We start from the raw sequence: 22,273 nt of genomic DNA on the forward strand, positions 1-22,273 counted from the left end.
ATGCACAAGTTGTGTATGATCTCCGTTTTTTACGTAATCTGCAAGTATAATACTTTCTCAATTACAAGTAAGAACGACTAAGAGTTTTGTCTACGTTTGAGGACTTGGCACAGGTCAGGCCTTTTCTTAATAGCAATTGAAATGGAGGTAACGAGATGAGTATCAATTTACATAGTCCAGCGGTTGAACTAAGGGAATCAAGACTAAAGACGATAACGGGGTATAATGGTGATGCTGCTCACTTGTTGAGCAATACTGATACCCCAAATCGGGAACGTACCTTTACCCAATGTGGTTCATGTAGCGCCGATCAAGTAATGAACCTACTTACACAGATTCAAGATGCGGCCGTTGTGGAACATGGTCCGGCAGGATGTGCTGGTGATATTCCCGTGCGTAATGGCGTTTTCCGTAAAGGTAATAGAGGTATGGGGTATCCAGTGCACAATGTCCAATATATTAACACCAATTTGAATGAACAGGATACGATTTATGGCGGTGAAGCCAAACTTGAAGCGGCTATTAGAGAAGCCAAACTTCGGTTTGACCCTAAAGCCATTTTTGTTACAACGACTTGCGTATCGGCTATCATTGGCGACGATGTTCCTGGTATCTGCGATGCTTTGGAAGAGGAACTAGAAATTCCTGTTATTGCTACTGTCTGTGAAGGATTTCGTACTAATATTTGGGCAACGGGATTTGACTCAGCCAATCATAGCATCCTACGTAGAATTGTTAAACCAGCTAAAGAGAAGAAGCCAGATTTGATTAATGTGATTAGCTTTGAGCATAAGTTTTTGTATGAAAGCGTTTTTAACCAACTTGGGCTAAGAACGAACCATATTGTGCCTCTTTCAACCATTAAGCAGCTTGAACGTATCTCAGAAGCTGCCGCAACAGTGCAGTATTGCGAAAGTTTGGGGGGCTATCTTGCTGCTGGGCTTGAAGAACATTTCGGTGTGCCAGAGGTTAAGGCTCCTGCACCTTTTGGTCTAAAAGCGTCCGATGAATTACTGCGCGAGATTGGACGAATCTTTCATAAAGAAGAAGAGGTTGAAAAAGTCATCATTTCTGAAAGGGCAAAGATTGCTGATGAACTTGAAAGACTAAGAAGTAAGCTGACAGGCAAAACCGTATATATTGCTGCAGGTGGTCCACTGGCCTATAATATTATTGCACTTGTAAAAGACCTTGGTATGGAAGTTTTGGGAACCAGCATTTGGCATCATGATCAGAAATCTGATAATGATCATGAAAAACTCAATTTCTTAAAGTTTGATGTTGAAAATTATGGGAATTTCCCTCTGGGTGTTTGCAATAAGCAGGCTTTTGAAGTGACAAATGCGATTCATAAATATAAACCAGATATTGCAATCACGCGGCATATTTCAACCGTCTGGGCAGCTAAGCTTGGTATTCCTTCCATGTTTGCTGGAAATAATCCAACTGAAATGCTATATGATGGTTTGATTCGTTTTGGCCAGGCCATTGATGATGTGATCTCTAATCCTGCCTATATTAAAAATGTAGCAAAACATAGTAAACTACCATATAAAAGTTGGTGGTTTAAACAGGATACTTATTCTTTTTTAGGGGGAGACCAAAATGTCTGATCTATTACAAGGACCACGTCACGGTTGCACACTAGGTGCTTTGCAGACCGTTGCTGCCATCGAAAGAGCAATTCCTATTTTACATGCAGGACCGGGGTGTGGTTCTAAACTTCACAGAGGGTTATCCATTGCTGGAGGTCATCAGGGTGTAGGGTATGCAGGCGGCGATGCCATCCCTTGTACCAACATGATTGAAAAAGATGTAGTATTTGGTGGTACGGACAAACTACGAAATGTAATTGATGGAACGCTCAAAATCATGGATGGAGATTTCTTCGTTGTGTTGACGGGTTGTACCTCCGATATCATTGGTGATGATGTGGCAAGTGTGGTGAAGGAATTTAAAGATAAGGGAGTACCTATTGTTTTTGCAGAAACGGCTGGCTTCAAGGGGGATGCTTATAAAGGGCATGAACTAGTATTAGAAGCTATTATTGAACAATATTTACAACCTGTTGATAAAAAAGAAAAAGGGCTTGTGAATGTCTTTGCAAGTGTTCCACGCCATGATCCCTTTTGGGAAGGAGATTTGAACGAATTAAAAAATTTGCTTGCAGGAATCGGTCTTAAGGCGAATATATTGTTCGGTTACAACAGTGGTGGTATCAATGCCTTGGATGCCATTCCAGCGGCGGAATTTAATTTGGTTGTTTCTCCTTATATTGGGCTTAAGACAGCAGAACGATTAAAAGAAAAATTTCAAACTCCTTACCTTCACTATCCGGTACTACCTATTGGTGGTATAGAAACGTCTAAATTTCTAAGAACTGTCGCTGAGTTTGCAGGGACAACATCTGAGAAAATAGAAGCTTTTATTTTGGAAAAAGAAGATGAATTTTATCATTATATAGTGCGTGCCGCGGATGTATTAACAGAGTACCAGCTCAACCAACCTAAACGTTTCTACAATATTAATGATGCTTCTTATGCTCTTGCCTTTAGTAAGTTTCTCGTGAATGAACTTGGATATTTCCCAATTCACCAGTTTATTAATGAGGATGTACCTGAAGAATATCAAGAAATTATAGCAAATTATTTTACAGAAATCGCTCCAGACATTTCTTCAGAAGTAACTTTTGTCCAAGATAGTGGGACTATTTATGATAAGATACGAAGTATCAAAACTGCAACGACTCCTCTTCTTCTTGCCAGCTCATGGGAGGTTGATATTTCCAAGGAAATATCTGCTCTGCATCTGAGTGTAGGTTTGCCTATTATTGATCGTTTAATTTTGCACCATACTTATGTAGGATATAAAGGTGGACTTAATCTTGTAGAAGATATTTATTCTAGATTGTTTGCTAAGCATCGGGATTAGTAGAATTTTTATAAAGAATAATCAAGAAAAAATTAAAGTGGATATGCATTCATGCAGATAAATAGAGTAAGGGTTCTAAGGAAAAACTTTAGAACCCTTACTCTATAATGATATGGTAACTATATAGCCTCATGATAGTTGTAAATCACTGATGTACTAAAAAAATGATATCATATAATATTAGTCTTCGATGTGTAAATGTCCCCACTTGCACATTTCTTCTAAAATAGGCATAAGAGATTGCCCTTTCGGAGATAAAGAATATTCTACTTTTGGTGGAATTTGATGATATTCTTTGCGAATAATAATATGATTCCCTTCTAACTCTTTTAATTGATTACTAAGCATTTTATGTGTAATGTTATTTATACTATGTTTTAGTTCGCCGTAGCGCATGATATTACGTTTTGATAGCCAAAACATAATAGACATTTTCCACTTTCCTCCGATCATCGATAGAGTATACTCAAATGGGGCAGAATAAACTTCATCATGTTCATTCGTCATTTATTGCTCTCCTTTTGGATAGTATCATACAAAAAAGTGCATACTGTTATTTTATAAGTATAGGTATTATAATTCATATATAAGAAATTTGTAAAGTAAAATATATTGAAGAATATATAAATTCTTTAGTAGAGAGATAAACGAAAACACATCATTGGCATTTACATTTAAACAGATCAATGATATGATTTATTTGCAAAGTACATATAATTTTATATAAGCTGGCTGTGAAAAAAACAGAGGCTTCGAGTAAATGTTGATTTACTCGGAGTCTCTTTATTTTTTGCGGAATCAAAAAATAGGAATTTTCTTGATTCCAAGTAAAGGCAACTAAGGTTGGTGAAAGTCAAATTTTCTTCATTAACTAGGGAGGTAAGTATGAGTAAGATCAATTTGAATGCTTCAGAGGTTCAAACGCGAGAATCACGTCTAGGTTCCATTACAGGGTTCGTAGGTACTGCCGGAGAGTTAGTGGGATGTTGTCGTGCAGGTACTTTAAAAGAGAGTGAACGAAGTTTTAGTCAATGTATGGGGTGCAGTTCTGGCAATGCTTTTTGTCAGCTATCTATGATACAAGATGCTGCTGTTGTCAATCATGCGCCAGTAGGGTGTGCAGGGGACTTTTTTACCTTTAACTTTGTATATCGAGTGGGTCAAATGGAAAGAAACCTACCGCCAGCGATTGGGCGTTATTTTAATACGAATATTGAAGAACAAGATACTATTTTTGGGGCGACACAAAAACTGGCAAGTACCATTCGTACTGTTTATGAAAGAGTAAAGCCTAATGCCATCTTTATTACAACATCGTGTGCTTCTGGAATTATTGGTGATGATGTGGAGGGAGTTGCTGATGATTTGGCCAAAGAACTTGGCATTCCTGTCATTTCATGTTTTTGTGAGGGCTTTAAATCGAAAATTTGGACGACAGGTTTTGATGCAGCTTATCATTCCATTGTTCGAAAACTAGTAAAACCACCAGAGAAAAAGTCGAATAAAGTTAATATCGTTAATTTTTGGGGTAGTCGTATTTTTGATGAACTACTCAATCCTCTAGGATATGAAGCTGATTATATCATCCCCTTTTCAACTACAGCTCAACTAGCTCATATTTCGGAAGCTGTAGCGACCATTCAAATTTGTCCAACTCTTGGCACTTATATTGGTGCTGCCCTAGAACAAGTTTATGGTGTACCAGAAATCAAATCTCCCCCTGCCTATGGAATAGCAGGGACAGATCAATGGCTGAGAGAACTGGGGAAGGTTCTCGATCGGGAAGAAGAGATTGAAAGTTTGATTGTCAAAGAACATGAACGGGTACTACCTAACTTACAAGAGTATCGGGAAAAACTTCAAGGAAAAAAAGCCTATCTAACAGCAGGGGCTGCTCATGGTCATGCCTTAATTGCCCTACTAAAAGAACTGGGAATGGAAGTGCAAGGTGCTGCTATTTTTCATCATGATCCGATTTATGATAATGGTACAACAGCTTCTGATGCTTTGGCTCATGCAGTCAATACCTATGGTGATGTTCCTAATTACAATGTTTGTAATAAACAAGCCTATGAACTTGTTAATGTACTGAATAAGGTAAAACCAGATATTATGATAGCAAGACACGGTGGTATGACCCTCTGGGGGGCAAAACTAGGCATTCCTACATTGCTCGTTGGGGATGAACAGTTAAGTTTTGGTTATCAAGGTATTCTAAATTATGCAGAAAGAATTCTAGAAACACTTGATAATAAAGAATTTGTACTTAATTTGGCAAAACATAGTACGATGCCTTATACCAAATGGTGGCTGGATCAAGATCCATTTTCTTTTTTAAGGAGTGACCTAAATGTCAAAGTTTATTGAACAACCTCGCTATTCTTGCGCCCTAGGTGCACAACAGTCAGTCATTGCGATCAAAAGATCTGTTCCTATTTTGCACTCAGGACCAGGTTGCGGTGACAAAATCAATAGACTCTTAGGACAAGGTGAAGGGTATGCAGGTGGAAATACAGTACCTTGTACCAATGCAAGTGAATCAGAGATTGTATTTGGTGGCGAAGCTAAACTAGAAACAGTGATTGAAGGAGCTTTTAAGGTCATTGACGCTGATCTTTATGTAGTATTGACGGGGTGTACCTCCGATATTATTGGCGATGACATTGCTCAAGTGACCAGTACTTATCAAGAGCAAGATAAACCCATTGTATATGTGGAAACAGGTGGTTTTAAAAGTAATAATTATGTCAGTCATGAAACTGTAGTCAAAGGAATCATTGATCAATATGTGGATAAGTTTAAAATAGGAACGAATAAAATCAAAGGATTGGTTAATGTATTTGCCAGTATTCCATATCAAGATTCATTCTGGAATGGGAATTTAGAAGAAATAAAAAGGATTTTAGAAGGAATTGGCCTTACTGTCAATATTTTATTTGGCACTGAATCGGGTGGAGTTGAAGAGTGGAAAACCATTCCTCAGGCGCAGTTTAATATTGTGATTGGTGCTTGGGCGGGGCTTGGCATTGCTCGGCATTTAGAAAGTAAATATGGGACTCCATATATTCACTTTCCATATTTCCCAATCGGTGGTTTGGAGACAACAAAATTTCTTCGGCAGGTAGCTGACTTTGGTGCTCTTAAGGTAGAGATCGTAGATGTTTTCATTAAGAAAGAAGAAGAAAAATTCTATATGCATATTGAACGAATGGCTGACTTTATGTTGGAATTTAGATATGGGCTACCGCGTAGATTTTATACTCTATTAGATGCGTCTTATGCTATTGGCTTTTCAAAATACTTGCTCAATGAGCTTGGGATTATTCCGACGAAACAATTCATTATTGATGATACACCTCTAGAATTTCAAGAGGCTATTGAAGAAGAGTTCAAAAATATTTCTCCTTTCCGTTCAGCTGAAGTTAGTTTTAACGTTGATGCTGGTGCTATTCAAGACGAAATACGAAATGATGGCTCTAAAAATAGAGCTTTAATTATCGGAAGTGCTTGGGAACGAGATCTAGCCAAGGATATTGGAGCTGATCTACTCATTGTCAGCGTTCCTGTTGCCTATCGGCTTATTTTGAATTGTGGGTATGTTGGTTATAATGGTGGGCTTAGAGTAATTGAGGATATCTATGGTAAGTCCCTTGATACCTATCGATAATCAAATAAAGTCAATAAAAAAATATGGTTGGCTAGTAGATAAACTAGAGACCAGTCTTATATCTTGAATAGAGGATTAGGACTGGTCTCTTTTTTTGTAAAATGAATTTACTAGATAAAGAATGAGGAGTGAATTTAAAATGAGTGAACAAGAAGAAAGAAAACATGGATTTGACATATTAGCGCTACATGCAGGGCATAATTATAATTTTATTGACACAATAGGTTAATTAATGATATTATCACAAATATAATTTGATAGATAAGCTGATTGGAATAACCAAAGGCTGCGTCATTTCTGAAAACAGGAATTGTCGCGGCCTTTTTCTGTTCCAATGTAAGGAAAAATACGAGGAGGATGGAGTTGTTTTATAATGTATGTAATGTATTTGACAAAAATTCGAAGAGATATTAGTATAAAACCCATATGGTAGATTTTGATTTTATAAAAACACACAATCAATGATCCTGTTAAGCCAATTTTTCAAGACCAGACGTATTTTCACAAACAGTAAATAAATAGTTATGAAAGAGGTAATCGAACATGATCCTTATTACGGAAGATATTTTAAATAGTGTTGAAGAGTTTAAAAATAAGTTGCAACAATATCATGAAGGAAAATTTGAAAACTTGAAATCTTTTAGTTCTATTATGGGGATTTATAAAGAAGGCCCGCAAGATACCTATATGGTAAGACCAAGAATTGCTGGTGGAGTCACAAATCTGCAACAATTGGAAGGAATCAGTACAATTGCTAAAAAATATGGGATTAAGATACGTTTTACAACAAGGCAGGACGTTCAATTTCATTCAGTAAAAGTCCAAGAGTTAGGCAATGTGCTCGATGATCTAGTGAAATGTGGTTTAATTACAAGAGGTGCTGGCGGAGATGGTGTAAGAAATGTTGCCTGTTCACCTCTTTCGGGAGTTGCCCAGGATGAGATTTTTGATGTGACTCCCTATGTTAAGGAAGTTACAAATTTTATGATGAAAGATCCGGCTAATCTTAAGCTGCCAAGAAAATATAAAATTGCTTTTTCCAATAGTGCAGAAGATACAGCCAATGCCACTCTAGCTGATATTGGATTTATTGCAAAAATAGTGAATGGTAAAAGAGGTTTTGAAGTATATGGGGGCGGCGGACTTGGCGGTAATGCTAGATTAGCCTTAAAACTTGAGGATTTTATAGAAGATACAGAAGCCTTGTACTATGCAGAAGCAATGAAACTAGTTTTCGCCAAAGAAGGGGATCGAACCAATCGGCATAAAGCTAGATTAAGATATGTTGTCCAGAGATTAGGGGAAGAAGAATTTGTTAAAGTATTTAGACATGAACTTGAAGAGGTCAGAAACTCTGGGCAAGACTTAACCATTCGTATTGATAATGCTGGTGAAAACTTACAAAGTGCTGTTCAAGAGAACCAATCTCCATGGGATGAGAAATATAAAAACGTAGTAGTCCCGCAAAAACAGGTAGGATCTTATTCCTTATACATCCATCCTAAAAACGCGACGATTAGTACTTCCCATTTAGATAAGGTATTGGCCTTTTTAGGGAAATTAGATTATGAAATATCCATCCGATTGACGTTAACCCAAGGATTTTTTGTCAGAGATTTAAAAGAAAAAGATGTACAATCTTTACTCGAAATAGCAGCTGAGTTTTCCTCTCTCTTTAACATTGAAAATTCTGTTGCCTGTGCAGGTCCGACAATTTGTAATTTTGGTATTAATAATTCTCAAGAGTTATTATTTAAAATTCTGGAGTCTTTCGCGAATGAATCCGATGAAATAAGAGCTGCATTACCGCGAACTCTTATTTCAGGTTGTCCTAATTCTTGTTCGCAACATCAAAAAGGGCTAATTGGATTGACTGGGAGAAAAAGTCGCACGGAAAATGGCATGATTCCCACATATTCCATTTCCTTTAATGGAAAAGTCGGTCCTGGTGTAGCAAGATTTGGCGATGTTTATGGCAATATTCCTGCAGACAAAATACCTAATCTCTTTTTGGAGTTAGCTAACTTGAAAGTTAATTCAGGATATGCATGTTTTACTGAATTTACAAAAGCTAAAGAAACAGATATAAAAGAACTAGTTGCTAATTACTCTTTGTAAAAAGACTTTTCCAATGGTCATGTAAGGGCAGAATATAAACGCAAATTAACTAAAGAAAAGCTCCCAGTCAATTTTATTGACTGGGAGCTTTTCTTTAGTTAATTTGCTCATGATGATAAAATTTAAATGAGTAAGGCTCCCCTTTCTTTATAACGAGCGATTAAAAACTCAGATTCTACATTTGTAATTCCGTCAATTTCTTGCAGTTCTTGGATATAGCGATTTGCATGTTCTTGATCATCAAATAAGGCATGAACATGTAAATGAGGTTGACCACTCATTTGATAAATGTTTGTTATTTCTTCCGTATTTGCTAATTGTTGAGCAATAAGGTTTATTTTGGACCATTCTACGTTGATATTAAAATATATAGAGAGTAATTTACCAGCTTTTAGAGGATTGACTACAATTGTAAAGCGATCAATAATGCCATGCTCAACAAGTTGATGAATGCGCTCTCGCACAGCGGCGCGAGTCAAATTCACAAGACGTCCAAGTTCGGCGTTACTTAGACGTCCGTTTTCCGATAAGTATTTTAGAATTTCCCGATCGATTTCATCTAAATTTTTAAATTGCATGGGAATAAACCACCTTTTAGTTTTTTACAAAGTAAATTAATGAATAAAAATATTGATCGAATGTATAATTAGTATTATACTATGTATAGATGAAAAAATCTTTGTATTTATTCTTAAAGTATACATGGTCATGAGGGATAAATAAACCTAGGAAATTCTTTTTACGAAAGAGAAGAGATCATTTTTGGATTCTGAGTAAAAGCAAAGAGAATAAAACGACTATTTTAATGATTGGAGTGAAAAAGATGACTATTGTGGCAATCAAAATACTATTTATTTCAATTTCAGCAGGTGTCCTTGGTTCGATCTTAGGCCTTGGCGGAGGAATTATTGTTACCCCGGCTTTAACATTATTGTTTGGGGTCGATATTCAGCATGCAATTGGAGCAAGTCTTATTTCTGTTATTGCAACTTCAAGCGGTGCAGCCGTTGCTTATATTCGAGATGGAATTACAAATATTAGGGTCGGGATGTTTTTGGAGATTGCAACGACAATTGGTGCAGTGACAGGGGCTTTGATTGGGGGGCTTATCTCGCCAAATTTATTGTATATTATTTTTGGTTTATTGTTATTGTATTCTGCCCTTGCCATGCTAAAAAAAACAAAACAAGAATTACCTGGAGAAGTACCTATGCACAGTGTGGCAAGTAAGTTAAAACTGCAAGGAGAATATTATGACAAAGCCCTAGATAAACAAGTTCCTTACAATGTAGATAACGTTTATAGTGGTTTTAGCGTCATGTATGGTGCAGGCGTCATATCTGGGCTTCTTGGAATTGGAAGCGGCAGTTTTAAAGTCATGGCCATGGATGTTTTTATGAAACTTCCACTCAAAGTATCTAGCGCAACCAGCAATTTTATGATGGGCGTTACAGGTGCGGCGAGCGCTGGCATCTACTTATTTAGAGGTGATATTAACCCTTTAATATCGGCTCCTGTTGCTCTTGGTGTATTGATCGGGGCTACCATTGGTGCTAGAATTATGCAGCGATTAAAAAGTAAAACAATTCGCAAGTTGTTTATACCAGTTCTAATGTATGCAGCAATTCAAATGATGGCACAAGGATTGGGGGTTAAATTCTAATGAAAACACTGAATGAAGCTGAAATATTTGTGAGTCAATCCTTAAGAGTCGGCGTCTTAGTAAGCGCTGTCGTGATTTTGGCTGGTCTTATTCTGTTTTTGAGTAGTGGGCAAAGCGGTTATCCAGGAGAAACTTACCCAACAACGTTAAAGGATATTCTGGCAGGAACTTGGAGCTTAAAACCTTTTGCCATGATACTATCTGGCCTGGTGTTATTAATCCTGACTCCTGTTATGCGTGTTGGAGTTTCTATTTTAGTTTTTTTAAAAGAAAAAGACTGGTTATACGTATGGATATCATCTGCCGTTTTTTTAATCCTTGTGTGTAGCTTTTTATTTGGCAAATAATAAGATATGATGGACTTAATCAGCTGTTAATAAAATTTTCCAAGTACATCAAAAAGAGGAGGTTCACTAATATGCAGATTGAATGGAAAGGACATTCTAGTTTTGTATTACATAGTGACAATGGTCAGACGGTGTTAACAGATCCCTTTAATGAACAAGTTGGTTTACCAGTGCCGAATGTTGATGTAAATGTGGTGACTGTCAGTCATCAGCATGGTGATCATAATGCTACTGGTCTCTTACCAGGGACGCCAATTGTTGTGGATGGTATTGGTCAACACACTGTCGCTGGGATAGGCATCCATGGAATTGCTGCCTATCATGATGCGGAGCAAGGAGCCCTGCGAGGGAAAAATACGATTTTTGTGATCACTGTTGACGAAATGAATGTTTGTCATTTGGGAGATTTAGGACATCCATTGACTCCAGAGCAAGTCGCAGAGATTGGTAAGGTTGATATACTCCTTGTGCCTGTAGGTGGTTTTTATACCATTGATGCTCAGCAGGCATATGACATTGTACAGCAGCTGCAACCAAAGATTATTATACCAATGCACTATAAATTAGATGAGCGACTCGTGTATCCCATTGCACCCGTTGATGGATTCCTTAGTTTTTATCAAGAAGTAAAAACTAAGGACGTGTTAAAAATAACAAAAACATCTCTACCTAAAGAATCTCAGGTTATCTTATTGGAACTAAAGTAAAAATAAGGATCCTCTCATTAAAGTGAAGCTTCAATGAGAGGATCCTTATTTCTAGCTTATTATTTTACATGCTTGACTAGTTCTACGGCTATGCCAATATATTTTTGTGGTGTTAAAGCGAGCAACCGAACTTTATCTGCTTCTGGTACGTCTACGCTGGCAATAAAAGCTTTAATTTCTTCTTCGCCAATGGCTTTGCCTCGGGTGATTTCTTTTAATTTATCATAAGGGTTAGTATGCCCATGTTTACGCATCACTGTTTGCACAGCTTCGGACAACACTTCCCAAGCGCCAGTTAAGTGATTATCAATAGCCTGATTGTTAATTGATGTTTTGCCAAAACCTTTTAAAGCATAAACCAGTGCCAAATGAGAATAACCAATCGCCGAACCAATATTGCGTTGAGCAGAAGAGTCACTTAAGTCTCTTTGCAAGCGAGAGATCGGAAGTTTATTAGCTAGATGATCCAGCAAGGCATTACTTAGCCCTAGGTTTGCTTCTGAATTTTCAAAGTCAATTGGATTGACTTTGTGTGGCATAGTAGATGAACCAACTTCACCTTTTACAGTACGTTGTTTGAAGTAACCGAGGGAGATATAGAGCCACATATCTCGGTCAAAGTCGAGGACGATGTTATTAAAGCGGTTGATAGCATGGAAACATTCGGCCACATAATCATGGGATTCGATTTGAGTTGTTAGGGGATTATAAGTCAAACCTAAGCCTTCCACAAAGGTCTTGCCAACCAATTCCCAATCAACTTCAGGATAAGCAATTTGGTGAGCGTTGAAATTTCCCACAGCACCATTAAATTTTCCTAAGTATTCAAGAGAACGGATTTGTTTTAATTGGCGATTCCAGCGATAGGCAAATACTGCAAGCTCTTTTCCCATCGTAGTTGGAGAAGCTGGTTGTCCATGGGTGTGAGCTAACATTGAAACATCTTTCAAGGAGTCAGCTCTATCGATTACTTCATTAACTAACTTTTCTGCAGCTGGTAACCAAACATCATTAACTCCATGTTTTAGCATTAATGCATAGGACAAATTGTTAATGTCTTCAGAGGTACAAGAAAAGTGAATAAACTCAAGAACGTCAGACAGGGAGCTTGCGCCAAGTGTATCTCTTAAAAAGTATTCCACAGCTTTTACATCATGGTTAGTGACTTTCTCAATTCCTTTGATTTTTAAAGCAACTTCCTCATCAAAGTTACTTACAATAGCTCGCAAAAATTGGATTTCATCAGTTGTAAAGGTTCTGACTTCACTAAATGACGGATTAGCCGCCATTGCAATTAACCACTCAATTTCTACGTGGGTACGATATTTTAGCAATGCCCATTCAGAAAAAAAGTCGCCTAATGGTTTTGTAACAGATTCATAGCGTCCGTCAAGTGGAGTTAATGATTTAATACTCATAAATACCCTCTTTATTATATAAAATTTTGTAATACCCCAATAATAAGTGAAATCATATGGGATGTCAAATTGATCCACTCTATAGGATTTCAATCATTCTAAATTCTATTTTACCATCATAATCAAGTGGTTTCTAGAGGGATTTCCATCAACTTGATCAAAAATCGTCATTGTAGGACTTTTTTCTTTTTAATTTATTGGTAAGATTAGAAAGAGTTTAGTAAAAGAATCAGCAAAATTGACATTTGTATAAAACAATGGTATCATTTATTAAAATTTAATAAAAAGAATTTGTATAAGCTGACTATAAAAAAATAGAGGCTTCGAATAAATATATTTATTCGGAGTCTCTTTATTTATTGTTAGGAAGTTTAATAAGAAGAAGGAGTGATTTGTATGAAAATTGTTGGTTTAGTTGGCAGTCCGCGTAAAGAGGGGAATACCGATACACTGTTACAAAAAGCCTTAGAAGGCGCGAAATCTCAAGGTGCTGAGACGACGATTCTCTACTTAAATGAACTGAATATTCGTGGCTGTCAGGCTTGCTATGCTTGTAAAAAAACAGGTCACTGTGTTGTGGACGATGACATGAAAAAGGTATACGAGACTATAAATGAATCCGATGGCATAATCCTTGGTTCTCCGGTTTATTTCGGACGTTTGACAGCCCAGACTGCTCTATTCATGGATCGCTTATATGCCTATTTAAAACCTGACTTTACCAATAGCCTGGCTGCAGGCAAAAAAATTACCCTAGTCTTTACCCAAAATCAACCTGATGCCAATCTTTATGCTGGTCTTGTCAATTCAACAGCCCAGGTATTGACGCGTATTGGATTTGAAACTGGACCAAAACCGCTAGTGGGTACTGGACTTGGTCCCGTTGGTGCAGCCTTAGAAAAAGAAGAATATCTACAGTCTGCTTTTGCTCTTGGTAAGGAACTGGTAAATCGCTAATAGCCTTTATTATTCATCAACTTTCTAATTCTGTAAAAAAAGATTGACAGCAAGTAGTTTCAAGTTTATAATTTATAAATACAATAAATTTATCAATAAAATAATATTGAAAACTTGTTGACTGGAAAAACCAGAGGCAGAATTTTTTCATTTTGAAAAGATTCTGCCTTTTTATTTCAAACAGTAAGGGGTGGGAAAGATGAAAATAACGAAAGAATTGAGTATTAGTGAAGTCGTTGAAAGCTATCCACAGACAGTGGGGATATTTCGCAATTATGGTATGGGATGTTTTGGTTGTTCGGCTGCCCGCTTTGAAAATATTGAGCAAGGAGCAGCAGCTCATGGCATTGATGTTGATGCATTGATTGCTGATCTTAACAGTATTGTGTAAATGAATTTGATTCTTGCATTTACTATGTTTTTAAAGTTAATGAAAAATTATACTCTAATAAAGTAATACAGCTGATTGGACAAAAATCCGAAGGCTAGAATGATCGTTCTACAAGAACATCACTCTAGCTTTTTTTGTTTTTAAAAAAGAGTAGGAGGAGTAAAAAATGAGTAAAAAAATTAAACAAATTGCGATTTATGGAAAAGGGGGAATCGGTAAATCTACTACTACCTCTAATATTAGTGCGGCCTTATCCACAATGGGTTATAAAGTCATGCAGTTTGGTTGCGATCCGAAAGCCGATTCTACGAATACCTTGCGTGATGGTACTTATATCCCTACTGTGTTAGATACATTGCGGGAAAAAAATAAAGTAAATGCCCAAGATGTCATTTTTCAAGGTTTCAATGGCGTGTATTGCGTAGAAGCTGGTGGCCCAGCTCCAGGCGTTGGTTGCGCTGGCAGAGGCATCATTACTGCTGTTCAACTGTTAAAACAATTAAATGTATATGAAGAATTAGACTTAGATGTAATTATCTATGATGTTTTAGGAGACGTAGTGTGTGGTGGTTTTGCTGTCCCAATTCGTGAAGGCATTGCAGAACATGTATTTACTGTATCATCTGCTGATTTCATGGCTGTTTATGCCGCTAATAATTTGTTTAAAGGTATTCAAAAATACTCCAATTCCGGTGGTGCCCTTTTAGGTGGTTTGATTGCCAATTCCATTAATGCTCCTTACTCAAGAGATATCATTGATGATTTTGTTGCGAAAACCAAGACTCGTGTTGTGGAATATGTTCCACGCTCCGTCACAGTAACCCAAGCTGAACTACAAGGAAAAACAACAATTGAAGCTGCGCCAAATTCTGAACAAGCAAAGGTATACCGAAGTCTTGCGAAAAAAGTAATCGAGACGACAGAATCAAAAGTTCCTGCGCCACTAGAAATCAGTGAATTACGTGCATGGGCTGCAACCTGGGCTGATCACTTATTAGCAATGGAAACAGGTGAAGTACGCGGCAAAGCGTCAGGGATTTAATAAAAAACAAGCTGATCATATAAAAATGAAGGCTGCAGAAATTTGATTATTTCTGTATCCTTCATTCTTTTTACAGAAAGGAGAGCTGAAAAATGGGCAACCCTTGCTCTGGTAATGTAAGTAATGCTACATTAGAGAAGACCAAAAAACATCCTTGTTATTCAGCCGATGCACACAATAAATATGCACGCATGCATTTACCGGTGGCACCTGGTTGTAATGTACAGTGTAATTATTGTAATCGCAAATTTGATTGTGTCAATGAAAGTAGACCTGGTGTCACTAGCGAGGTATTAACACCGGATTTGGCCGCAGAAAAATTTGCCTGGGTTAAAAGTAAAATAAAAGAGCTTACTGTAATTGGTATTGCAGGTCCTGGTGATGCACTAGGAAACTGGGAATCGACCAAGGCGACAATTGAAAAAATACGAGAACTCGATAAAGATGTTACATTTTGTTTGTCAACTAACGGTTTAATGCTACCAGACTATGCTGAGCAAATTGTGGCACTTGGTGTTCATCATGTGACAGTGACCATGAATGCATTAGATCCAGAAATCAGCGCTAAAATTTATAAGTTTGTTTCTTATAAAGGGAAAAATTATGCAGGCATCGAAGGAGCGGAAATTCTTTTAAAAAATCAATTGGCGGGCATTGAATACTTAACGTCACATGGCGTGCTAGTGAAAATAAACATTGTAATGATCAAAGGCATCAATGACCACCATATTCCGGATGTGGTTAAGAAAGTAAAAGACCTAGGTGTTTTTGTTACAAATATTATGCCATTAATCCCAGCTCCAGGTAGTGCCTTTGAGGACTTCCCGCAAACAAGTATGAAAGAGATCAATGATCTTAGAAACATTTGTCAACTTGAAATAGAGCAAATGCGGCATTGTCAGCAATGTCGAGCTGATGCCATTGGACTCTTAGGAGAAGATCGTTCACAGGAATTTCGGATGTGCAATCGTCCATCACTCGAATCAACTCTTCCAAAGCTTACGGAAAAGCAATATAAAATTGCTGTTACATCGAAATATGGTAAACTTGTTGATCAACATTTTGGGCATGCTACAAAGTTTTTAATTTACCAAGGTGATGGTACAAATTTTGAAAAAATCGAAAATCGTTTGGTAAATAAATTTTGCGCTGGTGTAGAAGAATGTGATTCCGATGAAGGAAAAAGAGATATGGTGATTGATGCTTTACAAGGGTGTGACGCGGTTTTGACAATGCGAATTGGTCAATATGCTAAAGATAAGTTACAAGAAAAAGAAATTTACAGTGTAACCCATTGTGACACAATAGAAAATGGCTTACAGTATGCGGTAAGTCAGTTGTCAATCTTAAATAATAGAAAACAAAAGAGACAACAAGAAATGTAGCTATATGAAAAAACGCAGAAGTTACCTCAGTTAAGGTAATCTCTGCGTTTATTATCTTTAAATGAACTTATTTTAAATTTTTCTCAACATTAGCTTTGATGGCTTATATACCAGAAGTCGCCAATACTGCGCTCAATCGTTCTCTATTTTATACAAATTTGTTTATCGACTAAGGATTAAACGGCTCCTCTAAAGCCAACATCATGAGCTTGAGGCTTGGTACAGGCATTAGCGCAACCGCTGATGGCAAATGCTGGTACATCGTGACGTAAATAGAGAAATTCAGATCATTTGTTGGCACAGCTAGAGTTAGAGATTGACACAATAAATACAAAATGTTAGTATTGTTTTTAAAGATGGAGTTGTTTTTTTCCTTTTGGAAAGAGTAGATCACTATCTCCCATACCGTAAATCCCTAGCTAACTGATCAGTAAACTGAAGGTTGGAGTAATCGTGATGATTGCTTCAGCCTGTTTTTTTTTATAAAGATTTAATAAAAATGATAAAAAAAAGGAGATTAACATGGCTAATAAAACAAAAATTTCTTTTCGAACCCAATGTATTCATACAGGTAATGGTATTGATAAAGAAACAGGTGCGATCAGACGTCCTCTTACAATGGCAAATAGCTATCGGCTTCCTGAAGATTCATCAACTCTTGACTGGAGTGATCCTAATCAATTGGTTTATACGCGAAATACGTCAGCAAACCAAACCTATCTTCAAGAGAAATTGGCAGCTCTTGAAGGAGGAGAAGATTGCGTTGTATTGAGTACGGGTGTTGCTGCTCTGGCAGGGGTGTTTTTTACTTTTTTAGATAAAGATTCTCATATTATTTGTTCCAATGTGTCTTATGTGGCTGTTTATCGGTTGCTTAACGAATATTTCCCTGATAAATATGGCGTGGAAACCACTCTGATTGATACTGGGAATTTGGATGATATAAAGAAAGCATTACGGCCCAATACAAAAATTATTCATATTGAAACTCCTGGTAATCCTACGACTCGAATCAGCGATATTGCTGAAATAGGGAAAATCGCTCAATCTATTGGCGCATTACTCACAGTAGATAGTACCTTCGCCTCGCCTTTTTTGCAGAAACCTCTTGAACTGGGAGCCGATCTTATCATTCACAGCTTAACCAAATATATTAATGGTCATGGAGATGCGATGGGAGGAGCTGTCATTGGTCGAAAAGAATTGATTGATCAAATAAAACGTCAAGCAATGGTGAATTTAGGAGGAGCGATCAGCCCTTTTAATGCATGGCTCATCATGCGTGGCGTTGTAACCCTTCCTTTACGTATGAAACAACATAGTGAGAGTGCTATGAAAGTCGCTCAATTCCTCGAAGGGCATCCATCGGTGGATTTTGTTGCTTATCCTGGTCTTGAAAGTCATCCTCAACATGAAATTGCCAAAAAACAAATGAGTATGTATTCGGGTGTTCTGTCATTTGGACTAAAAGGCGACGTAGATACCCATAATCAATTTGTGAATTCTCTTGAACTGATTGTTCCTGCCGTTTCCATTGGTCATGATGAAAGTCTTATTGTTTATACTGGTCCTAACGACGAACGAAATCATTTTTATCCTGATGAATTCAAAAATGGTCATCTTCGATTTAGTATAGGGTTAGAAGAAGCGGATGATATTATTGCTGACCTAAAACAGGCACTTGAAAGATGTGGATTATAATTCAAGAATAGATAAAAGCGCTATTGACAAAGTAGCCAATAGATAATAGAATAAACCCATCATTTTACAGAAAAGTATATGATATAATAGATGATTAGAGAAACTAAAGGCTAAGAACATTCTTTGAGAATCTTCTTAGTCTTTTTTTTTTTTTTTGAGCTGTTTTTATATAAAATAAAATCAAGAGAGTTGAGAAAGATGACGACTATAGCATTGCAAGAAGAAAGGATCATACGAACATCAGGTTCTCATAACTGCGGTGGGCGCTGCATTATTAAAGCCCATGTAAAAGAAGGACGTATTGTCCGTATTACCAGTGATGATGAACGTCCAGATACAGAAGGGCAGCCGCAATTGCGTGGCTGTCTTCGTTGTCGCGCCTATCGAAGTTATTTATATCATAAAGATCGGCTAACGTATCCCATGAAACGTGTTGGTAAACGCGGCGAAGGTATCTTTGAACGCATTTCCTGGGCTGAAGCGTTAGATAGCATTGCAGATCATACCAAAAGAATTATGGGGAAATATGGCCCAGAGGCTATTTATCTTCAATATGCGACAGGCAATGCTGGAAAAACATCGGAAGAAGTTTGGATGAAAAGATTATTGGCGTTATATGGAGGTTATTTGGATTACTATGGCACATATAGCTCGGCCTGCACGAATGCAGCAACTCCATATACTTATGGAACGGTCAATACGGGCAACAGCCGTGAAGATTGGGTAAATTCTAAGCTCATTATTCTGATGGGTTTCAATCCAGCGGCAACGATTCATGGTACCAATACGGCTTATTATCTAAAAAAAGCGAAGGCAGCAGGGGCAAAAATCATTTGTATTGATCCATTGTATTCAGATACTGCGGCAGCACTGGCTGATCAGTGGATACCCATTAGGCCTACGACGGATAGCGCTCTCTTAGATGCCATGGCTTACGTCATGATTACAGAAAATCTTCAGGACCAACAATTCTTAGATACCTATTGTCTTGGCTTCGATGAAGGACATATGCCAGCAGGCATTCCGAAGGGGAATTCCTACAAAAGTTATATCCTTGGTACAGGTATGGATTTGATCCCTAAAACCCCAATTTGGGCAGAACAATTAACAGGTATCTCTAGAGATGTTATTATTCAATTGGCTAGAGAATATGCTCTAACTAAGCCCGGTGCGCTCATTCAGGGTTTCGGCCCTCAGCGCCATGCTTATGGAGAACAACCACCCCGTAGCGGGGCTGCTCTCGCGGCCATGACAGGAAATATTGGTATAAAAGGTGGCTGGGCTTCTGGTTGTGGCTCCCCATGTCGCAAACAATATATAGGTTCGATCCCCGTTCCTAATCCTTGTAAAGCGGCGATTTCCATGTACATGTGGCCGCTGGCCATTCAAAATGGGATGCAGCTAGGCAAAAAAGAAGGCGTACGTGGTGTCGATAAATTGTCTGCTAATATTAAATTGATCTTTAATATGGGCGGGAATTGTCTTATTAATCAACATTCTGATACAAATGGAACAGCAAAACTTCTCGCTGATGACAGTCTCGCTGAATTCATTGTGGTCAGTGATCATTTTCTGACAGCGAGTGCAAAGTTTGCCGATATTTTATTACCAGCGGATAATTTTATGGAACGGGAAGATATTGTGGCACCATGGTCTCATGGTGATTATGTATTGTTTATGAATAAGGCCGTTGAGACCGTTGATGAATGTCGAAATGGATATGATTGGATAGGAGATCTAGCTGAAAAACTAGGACTCAAAGATGAATTTACCCAAGGAAAAACCTTAGATGATTGGCTGCGTTTTATTGTTGATGAAACACGCAAAGAAAATCCTGGTTTCCCTGCCTATGAAGAATTTAAAGAAAAAGGCGTATATGATTGGGAATATGAAGAACCGGCCATTGCCTTTAAAGAACAAATTGAAGATCCGAAGGGACATCCTTTCTCAACGCCTTCGGGGAAAATTGAATTTTTTTCAGCGCGTTTATGGGAATTAAATCAACCGGATGTTGTTCCAGCAATTCCTAAATATATTTCTGCTTGGGAAGGGCCAGAAGATCCTCTATATGGTCAGTATCCTCTCCAATGTATTGGCCATCATATCAAGCGGCGTGTCCATTCCATGTTTGATAATAATGACTGGATGGAAGATGCAGAAAAACAGGAACTTTGGATCAGTGGATATGATGCAGAAAAACGTGGTATAAAAAATGGTGAAGAGGTCTTGGTCTACAATGTTCGAGGTAAAGTGATATTGCCTGCTAAGGTTACTCCTCGTATTATGCCAGGGGTTGTTTCAGTACCTCAGGGAGGTTGGTGGTCGCCAGATAAAGAGGGGATTGACCGACGTGGTTGCATTAATACACTGACAAAGTATCAACCTACCCCCCTGGCTTTTGCAAATCCCCAGCATACGAATCTGGTTGAAGTGATTAAATTAGATAAGCAGGAGGTAGGGGTATGAGTCGGCAGATGGCATTTTATGTTGAACAAAAACATTGTACAGGCTGTAACACGTGCCAAATTGCCTGTAAAGATAAAAATAATTTATCCCGTGGGGAAAGGTTTCGCCAAGTCCATGCCTATGAAGGTGGTAGTTTTACAGTAGAAAATAAGGTTATCGAACATAACATCTATGCCTATTGGGTCTCGGTTAGCTGTAATCACTGCATAAATCCTCATTGTGTTACCGTATGTCCAAGTGGCGCCATTGATAAACGTGCAGAAGATGGACTGGTACTGATAGATTCAGAACGTTGTACTGGTTGTCGCCGGTGCTTGGCAGCCTGTCCTTACCAAGCCCCCCAGTTTGATGTAACCACTTGTAAGATGAAAAAGTGTGATTTTTGCCAGGATCTCTTAAAAGAAGGAAAAGTACCAGTTTGTATTTCAGCTTGTCCGATGCGTGTACTTGGGTATGGTGAACTCAAGGAATTACAAAAAAAATATGGTTATGCTAACTGGGTGAAGGGACTACCAGATACAACGGAACTTAAACCTGCATGGGTGCTAACCCCTCATCGGGATGCAATTGATTTAAGAAAAGACTAAGGCTTGTGGCAAGTCCCCAGACGCAGGCGCAAGCGTTAGTTTTTCTTACTTGTAATCGAGAAAGTGCTATACTTTTGATTAGGCAAAGTAGGCGACGCTATTCCTTTCGTTTGGGAAAATCTGATTTGTCAATTGAATGAATATATGGTTAGATAGTAGATATAGTTTATGCGAAGGAGGTAATCATATTAAATTAATAAAGCAAACTCAGCCTCTTGCATACAAAGAACATGCGTATGATGAAATAAAACAAGGCATTGTATCTCACTTAATACCAGAGGGGAGTTTACTATCGGAACGAGTATTAAGCGAACAGTTCGGGATTAGTCGAACTCCTTTACGTGAAGCAATTCAGCGATTAGAACTAGAAGGTTGGGTAACGTCTTTGCCGCGCAAGGGAATTATTGTTAAGAGTATTAACTTGCAAGATGTGAAAGAAGTGATGCAAATTCGTAAGGCGAATGAACTACTAGTAATTGAATTGTTAATTGGCAACATTACCAATGAACAAATTAAACAGATTCGTCAACAATTTATTCCTTCAAAAATTCTTGATGAAAAGACAATCCTTCCCTTTGCCGACGGAGATAAATTTCATATTCAACTTGCTAAGCATTGCGGTAATCAGAGGCTCTTGCAGCTCTTAAAAAATCTAAGCTCTCAAATGCAATGGTTCGGTTATTGGGCTTTGCAAGTTGATGGCAGAGCCAAAGAAGTGATTCACGAGCATGCCTTAATTCTCGATGCAATTAAAGGGAAAAAAATCAAAAAAGCTCAACGTTATGCCATTGAGCATTTAGAGCATACTGAAGCTGCTTTGTTGGAAGGATTAAAGATACGTGATCGTTCATCGAAATAAAGTAAGATCGAGACCATCCTTTACATGAGGGTGG

19 protein-coding genes are annotated in these 22,273 nt (G+C 37.8%); 16 read left to right on the forward strand and 3 right to left on the reverse strand.

What is annotated here, in order from left to right:
- Positions 1–155: 155 nt before the first annotated feature.
- Together ACAN52_RS06265 and ACAN52_RS06270 are read left to right on the forward strand one after the other, a co-directional pair.
- Entirely contained in the window at positions 156–1,613 is a 1,458-nt protein-coding gene (locus tag ACAN52_RS06265) for a nitrogenase component 1 (protein ID WP_378953623.1), read from the forward strand.
- Positions 1,606–2,931, forward strand: coding sequence for a nitrogenase component 1 (locus ACAN52_RS06270; protein ID WP_378953625.1), 1,326 nt, complete (start codon positions 1,606–1,608; stop codon positions 2,929–2,931). Before ACAN52_RS06265 ends, ACAN52_RS06270 begins: the two co-directional genes overlap by 8 nt.
- A gap of 180 nt (positions 2,932–3,111) precedes the next feature.
- Here the strand turns inward: ACAN52_RS06270 and ACAN52_RS06275 are convergent, their stop codons facing one another.
- On the reverse strand, positions 3,112–3,438 hold the full coding sequence (locus tag ACAN52_RS06275; RefSeq protein ID WP_378953627.1) for a winged helix-turn-helix transcriptional regulator: 327 nt from the start codon (positions 3,436–3,438) through the stop codon (positions 3,112–3,114).
- A gap of 378 nt (positions 3,439–3,816) precedes the next feature.
- On the opposite strand from ACAN52_RS06275, the gene ACAN52_RS06280 reads away from it, so the two are divergent.
- From ACAN52_RS06280 to ACAN52_RS06290, 3 genes are all read left to right on the forward strand, one after another.
- Positions 3,817–5,298 carry a nitrogenase component 1 gene (locus tag ACAN52_RS06280; protein WP_378953629.1) on the forward strand — a complete coding sequence of 494 codons (1,482 nt, stop codon included), beginning with the start codon at positions 3,817–3,819 and terminating at the stop codon, positions 5,296–5,298.
- Positions 5,282–6,598 carry a nitrogenase component 1 gene (locus tag ACAN52_RS06285; protein ID WP_378953631.1) on the forward strand — a complete coding sequence of 439 codons (1,317 nt, stop codon included), beginning with the start codon at positions 5,282–5,284 and terminating at the stop codon, positions 6,596–6,598. The genes ACAN52_RS06280 and ACAN52_RS06285 overlap by 17 nt, the downstream gene beginning before the upstream one ends.
- Positions 6,599–7,141: 543 nt before the next feature.
- The gene (locus ACAN52_RS06290) at positions 7,142–8,716 is read left to right on the forward strand and encodes a nitrite/sulfite reductase (protein ID WP_378953632.1); all 1,575 of its coding nucleotides are present in this window, start codon (positions 7,142–7,144) and stop codon (positions 8,714–8,716) included.
- 122 nt (positions 8,717–8,838) lie between these two features.
- On the opposite strand, the gene ACAN52_RS06295 is transcribed toward ACAN52_RS06290, so the two are convergent.
- The gene (locus ACAN52_RS06295; protein ID WP_378953634.1) at positions 8,839–9,294 is read right to left on the reverse strand and encodes an Lrp/AsnC family transcriptional regulator; all 456 of its coding nucleotides are present in this window, start codon (positions 9,292–9,294) and stop codon (positions 8,839–8,841) included.
- Positions 9,295–9,539: 245 nt separating this feature from the next.
- Between ACAN52_RS06295 and ACAN52_RS06300 the strand changes: the two genes are divergently transcribed.
- The 3 genes from ACAN52_RS06300 (at position 9,540) to ACAN52_RS06310 (ending at position 11,433) form a co-directional block, all read left to right on the forward strand.
- On the forward strand, positions 9,540–10,379 hold the full coding sequence (locus tag ACAN52_RS06300; protein ID WP_378953636.1) for a sulfite exporter TauE/SafE family protein: 840 nt from the start codon (positions 9,540–9,542) through the stop codon (positions 10,377–10,379).
- Positions 10,379–10,726, forward strand: coding sequence for a DUF1634 domain-containing protein (locus tag ACAN52_RS06305; RefSeq protein ID WP_378953638.1), 348 nt, complete (start codon positions 10,379–10,381; stop codon positions 10,724–10,726). Before ACAN52_RS06300 ends, ACAN52_RS06305 begins: the two co-directional genes overlap by 1 nt.
- Before the next feature lie 71 nt (positions 10,727–10,797).
- Positions 10,798–11,433, forward strand: a complete 636-nt coding sequence (locus tag ACAN52_RS06310) for an MBL fold metallo-hydrolase (protein ID WP_378953640.1) — start codon at positions 10,798–10,800, stop codon at positions 11,431–11,433.
- 59 nt (positions 11,434–11,492) lie between these two features.
- Here ACAN52_RS06310 and purB read toward each other — a convergent pair whose 3' ends face one another.
- The gene (purB, locus tag ACAN52_RS06315; RefSeq protein WP_378953641.1) at positions 11,493–12,851 is read right to left on the reverse strand and encodes an adenylosuccinate lyase; all 1,359 of its coding nucleotides are present in this window, start codon (positions 12,849–12,851) and stop codon (positions 11,493–11,495) included.
- A gap of 396 nt (positions 12,852–13,247) precedes the next feature.
- Here purB and ACAN52_RS06320 point away from each other — a divergent pair, with 396 nt between their 5' ends.
- From ACAN52_RS06320 to ACAN52_RS06355, 8 genes are all read left to right on the forward strand, one after another.
- Positions 13,248–13,808 (forward strand): flavodoxin family protein, encoded by a 561-nt coding sequence (locus ACAN52_RS06320; RefSeq protein ID WP_378953643.1) that lies wholly within the window; start codon positions 13,248–13,250, stop codon positions 13,806–13,808.
- Positions 13,809–14,007: 199 nt separating this feature from the next.
- Entirely contained in the window at positions 14,008–14,199 is a 192-nt protein-coding gene (locus ACAN52_RS06325) for a DUF1858 domain-containing protein (protein ID WP_378953645.1), read from the forward strand.
- A 166-nt stretch (positions 14,200–14,365) separates the two neighbouring features.
- The gene (gene nifH, locus ACAN52_RS06330; protein WP_378953647.1) at positions 14,366–15,241 is read left to right on the forward strand and encodes a nitrogenase iron protein; all 876 of its coding nucleotides are present in this window, start codon (positions 14,366–14,368) and stop codon (positions 15,239–15,241) included.
- A 92-nt stretch (positions 15,242–15,333) separates the two neighbouring features.
- Entirely contained in the window at positions 15,334–16,626 is a 1,293-nt protein-coding gene (gene nifB, locus ACAN52_RS06335) for a nitrogenase cofactor biosynthesis protein NifB (RefSeq protein WP_378953648.1), read from the forward strand.
- 522 nt (positions 16,627–17,148) lie between these two features.
- The gene (locus ACAN52_RS06340; protein ID WP_378953650.1) at positions 17,149–18,327 is read left to right on the forward strand and encodes a trans-sulfuration enzyme family protein; all 1,179 of its coding nucleotides are present in this window, start codon (positions 17,149–17,151) and stop codon (positions 18,325–18,327) included.
- Between the two features lie 198 nt (positions 18,328–18,525).
- Positions 18,526–20,793, forward strand: coding sequence for a DMSO/selenate family reductase complex A subunit (locus tag ACAN52_RS06345; RefSeq protein ID WP_378953651.1), 2,268 nt, complete (start codon positions 18,526–18,528; stop codon positions 20,791–20,793).
- A complete protein-coding gene (locus ACAN52_RS06350) occupies positions 20,790–21,380 on the forward strand; it encodes a DMSO/selenate family reductase complex B subunit (RefSeq protein ID WP_378953652.1) in 591 nt (196 codons plus the stop codon). Before ACAN52_RS06345 ends, ACAN52_RS06350 begins: the two co-directional genes overlap by 4 nt.
- A 136-nt stretch (positions 21,381–21,516) precedes the next feature.
- Positions 21,517–22,239, forward strand: coding sequence for a GntR family transcriptional regulator (locus ACAN52_RS06355; protein ID WP_378953654.1), 723 nt, complete (start codon positions 21,517–21,519; stop codon positions 22,237–22,239).
- Positions 22,240–22,273: the final 34 nt, after the last annotated feature.

Source organism: Pelosinus sp. sgz500959 (assembly GCF_042610375.1).
GTDB lineage: Bacteria > Bacillota > Negativicutes > DSM-13327 > DSM-13327 > CTSoil-075.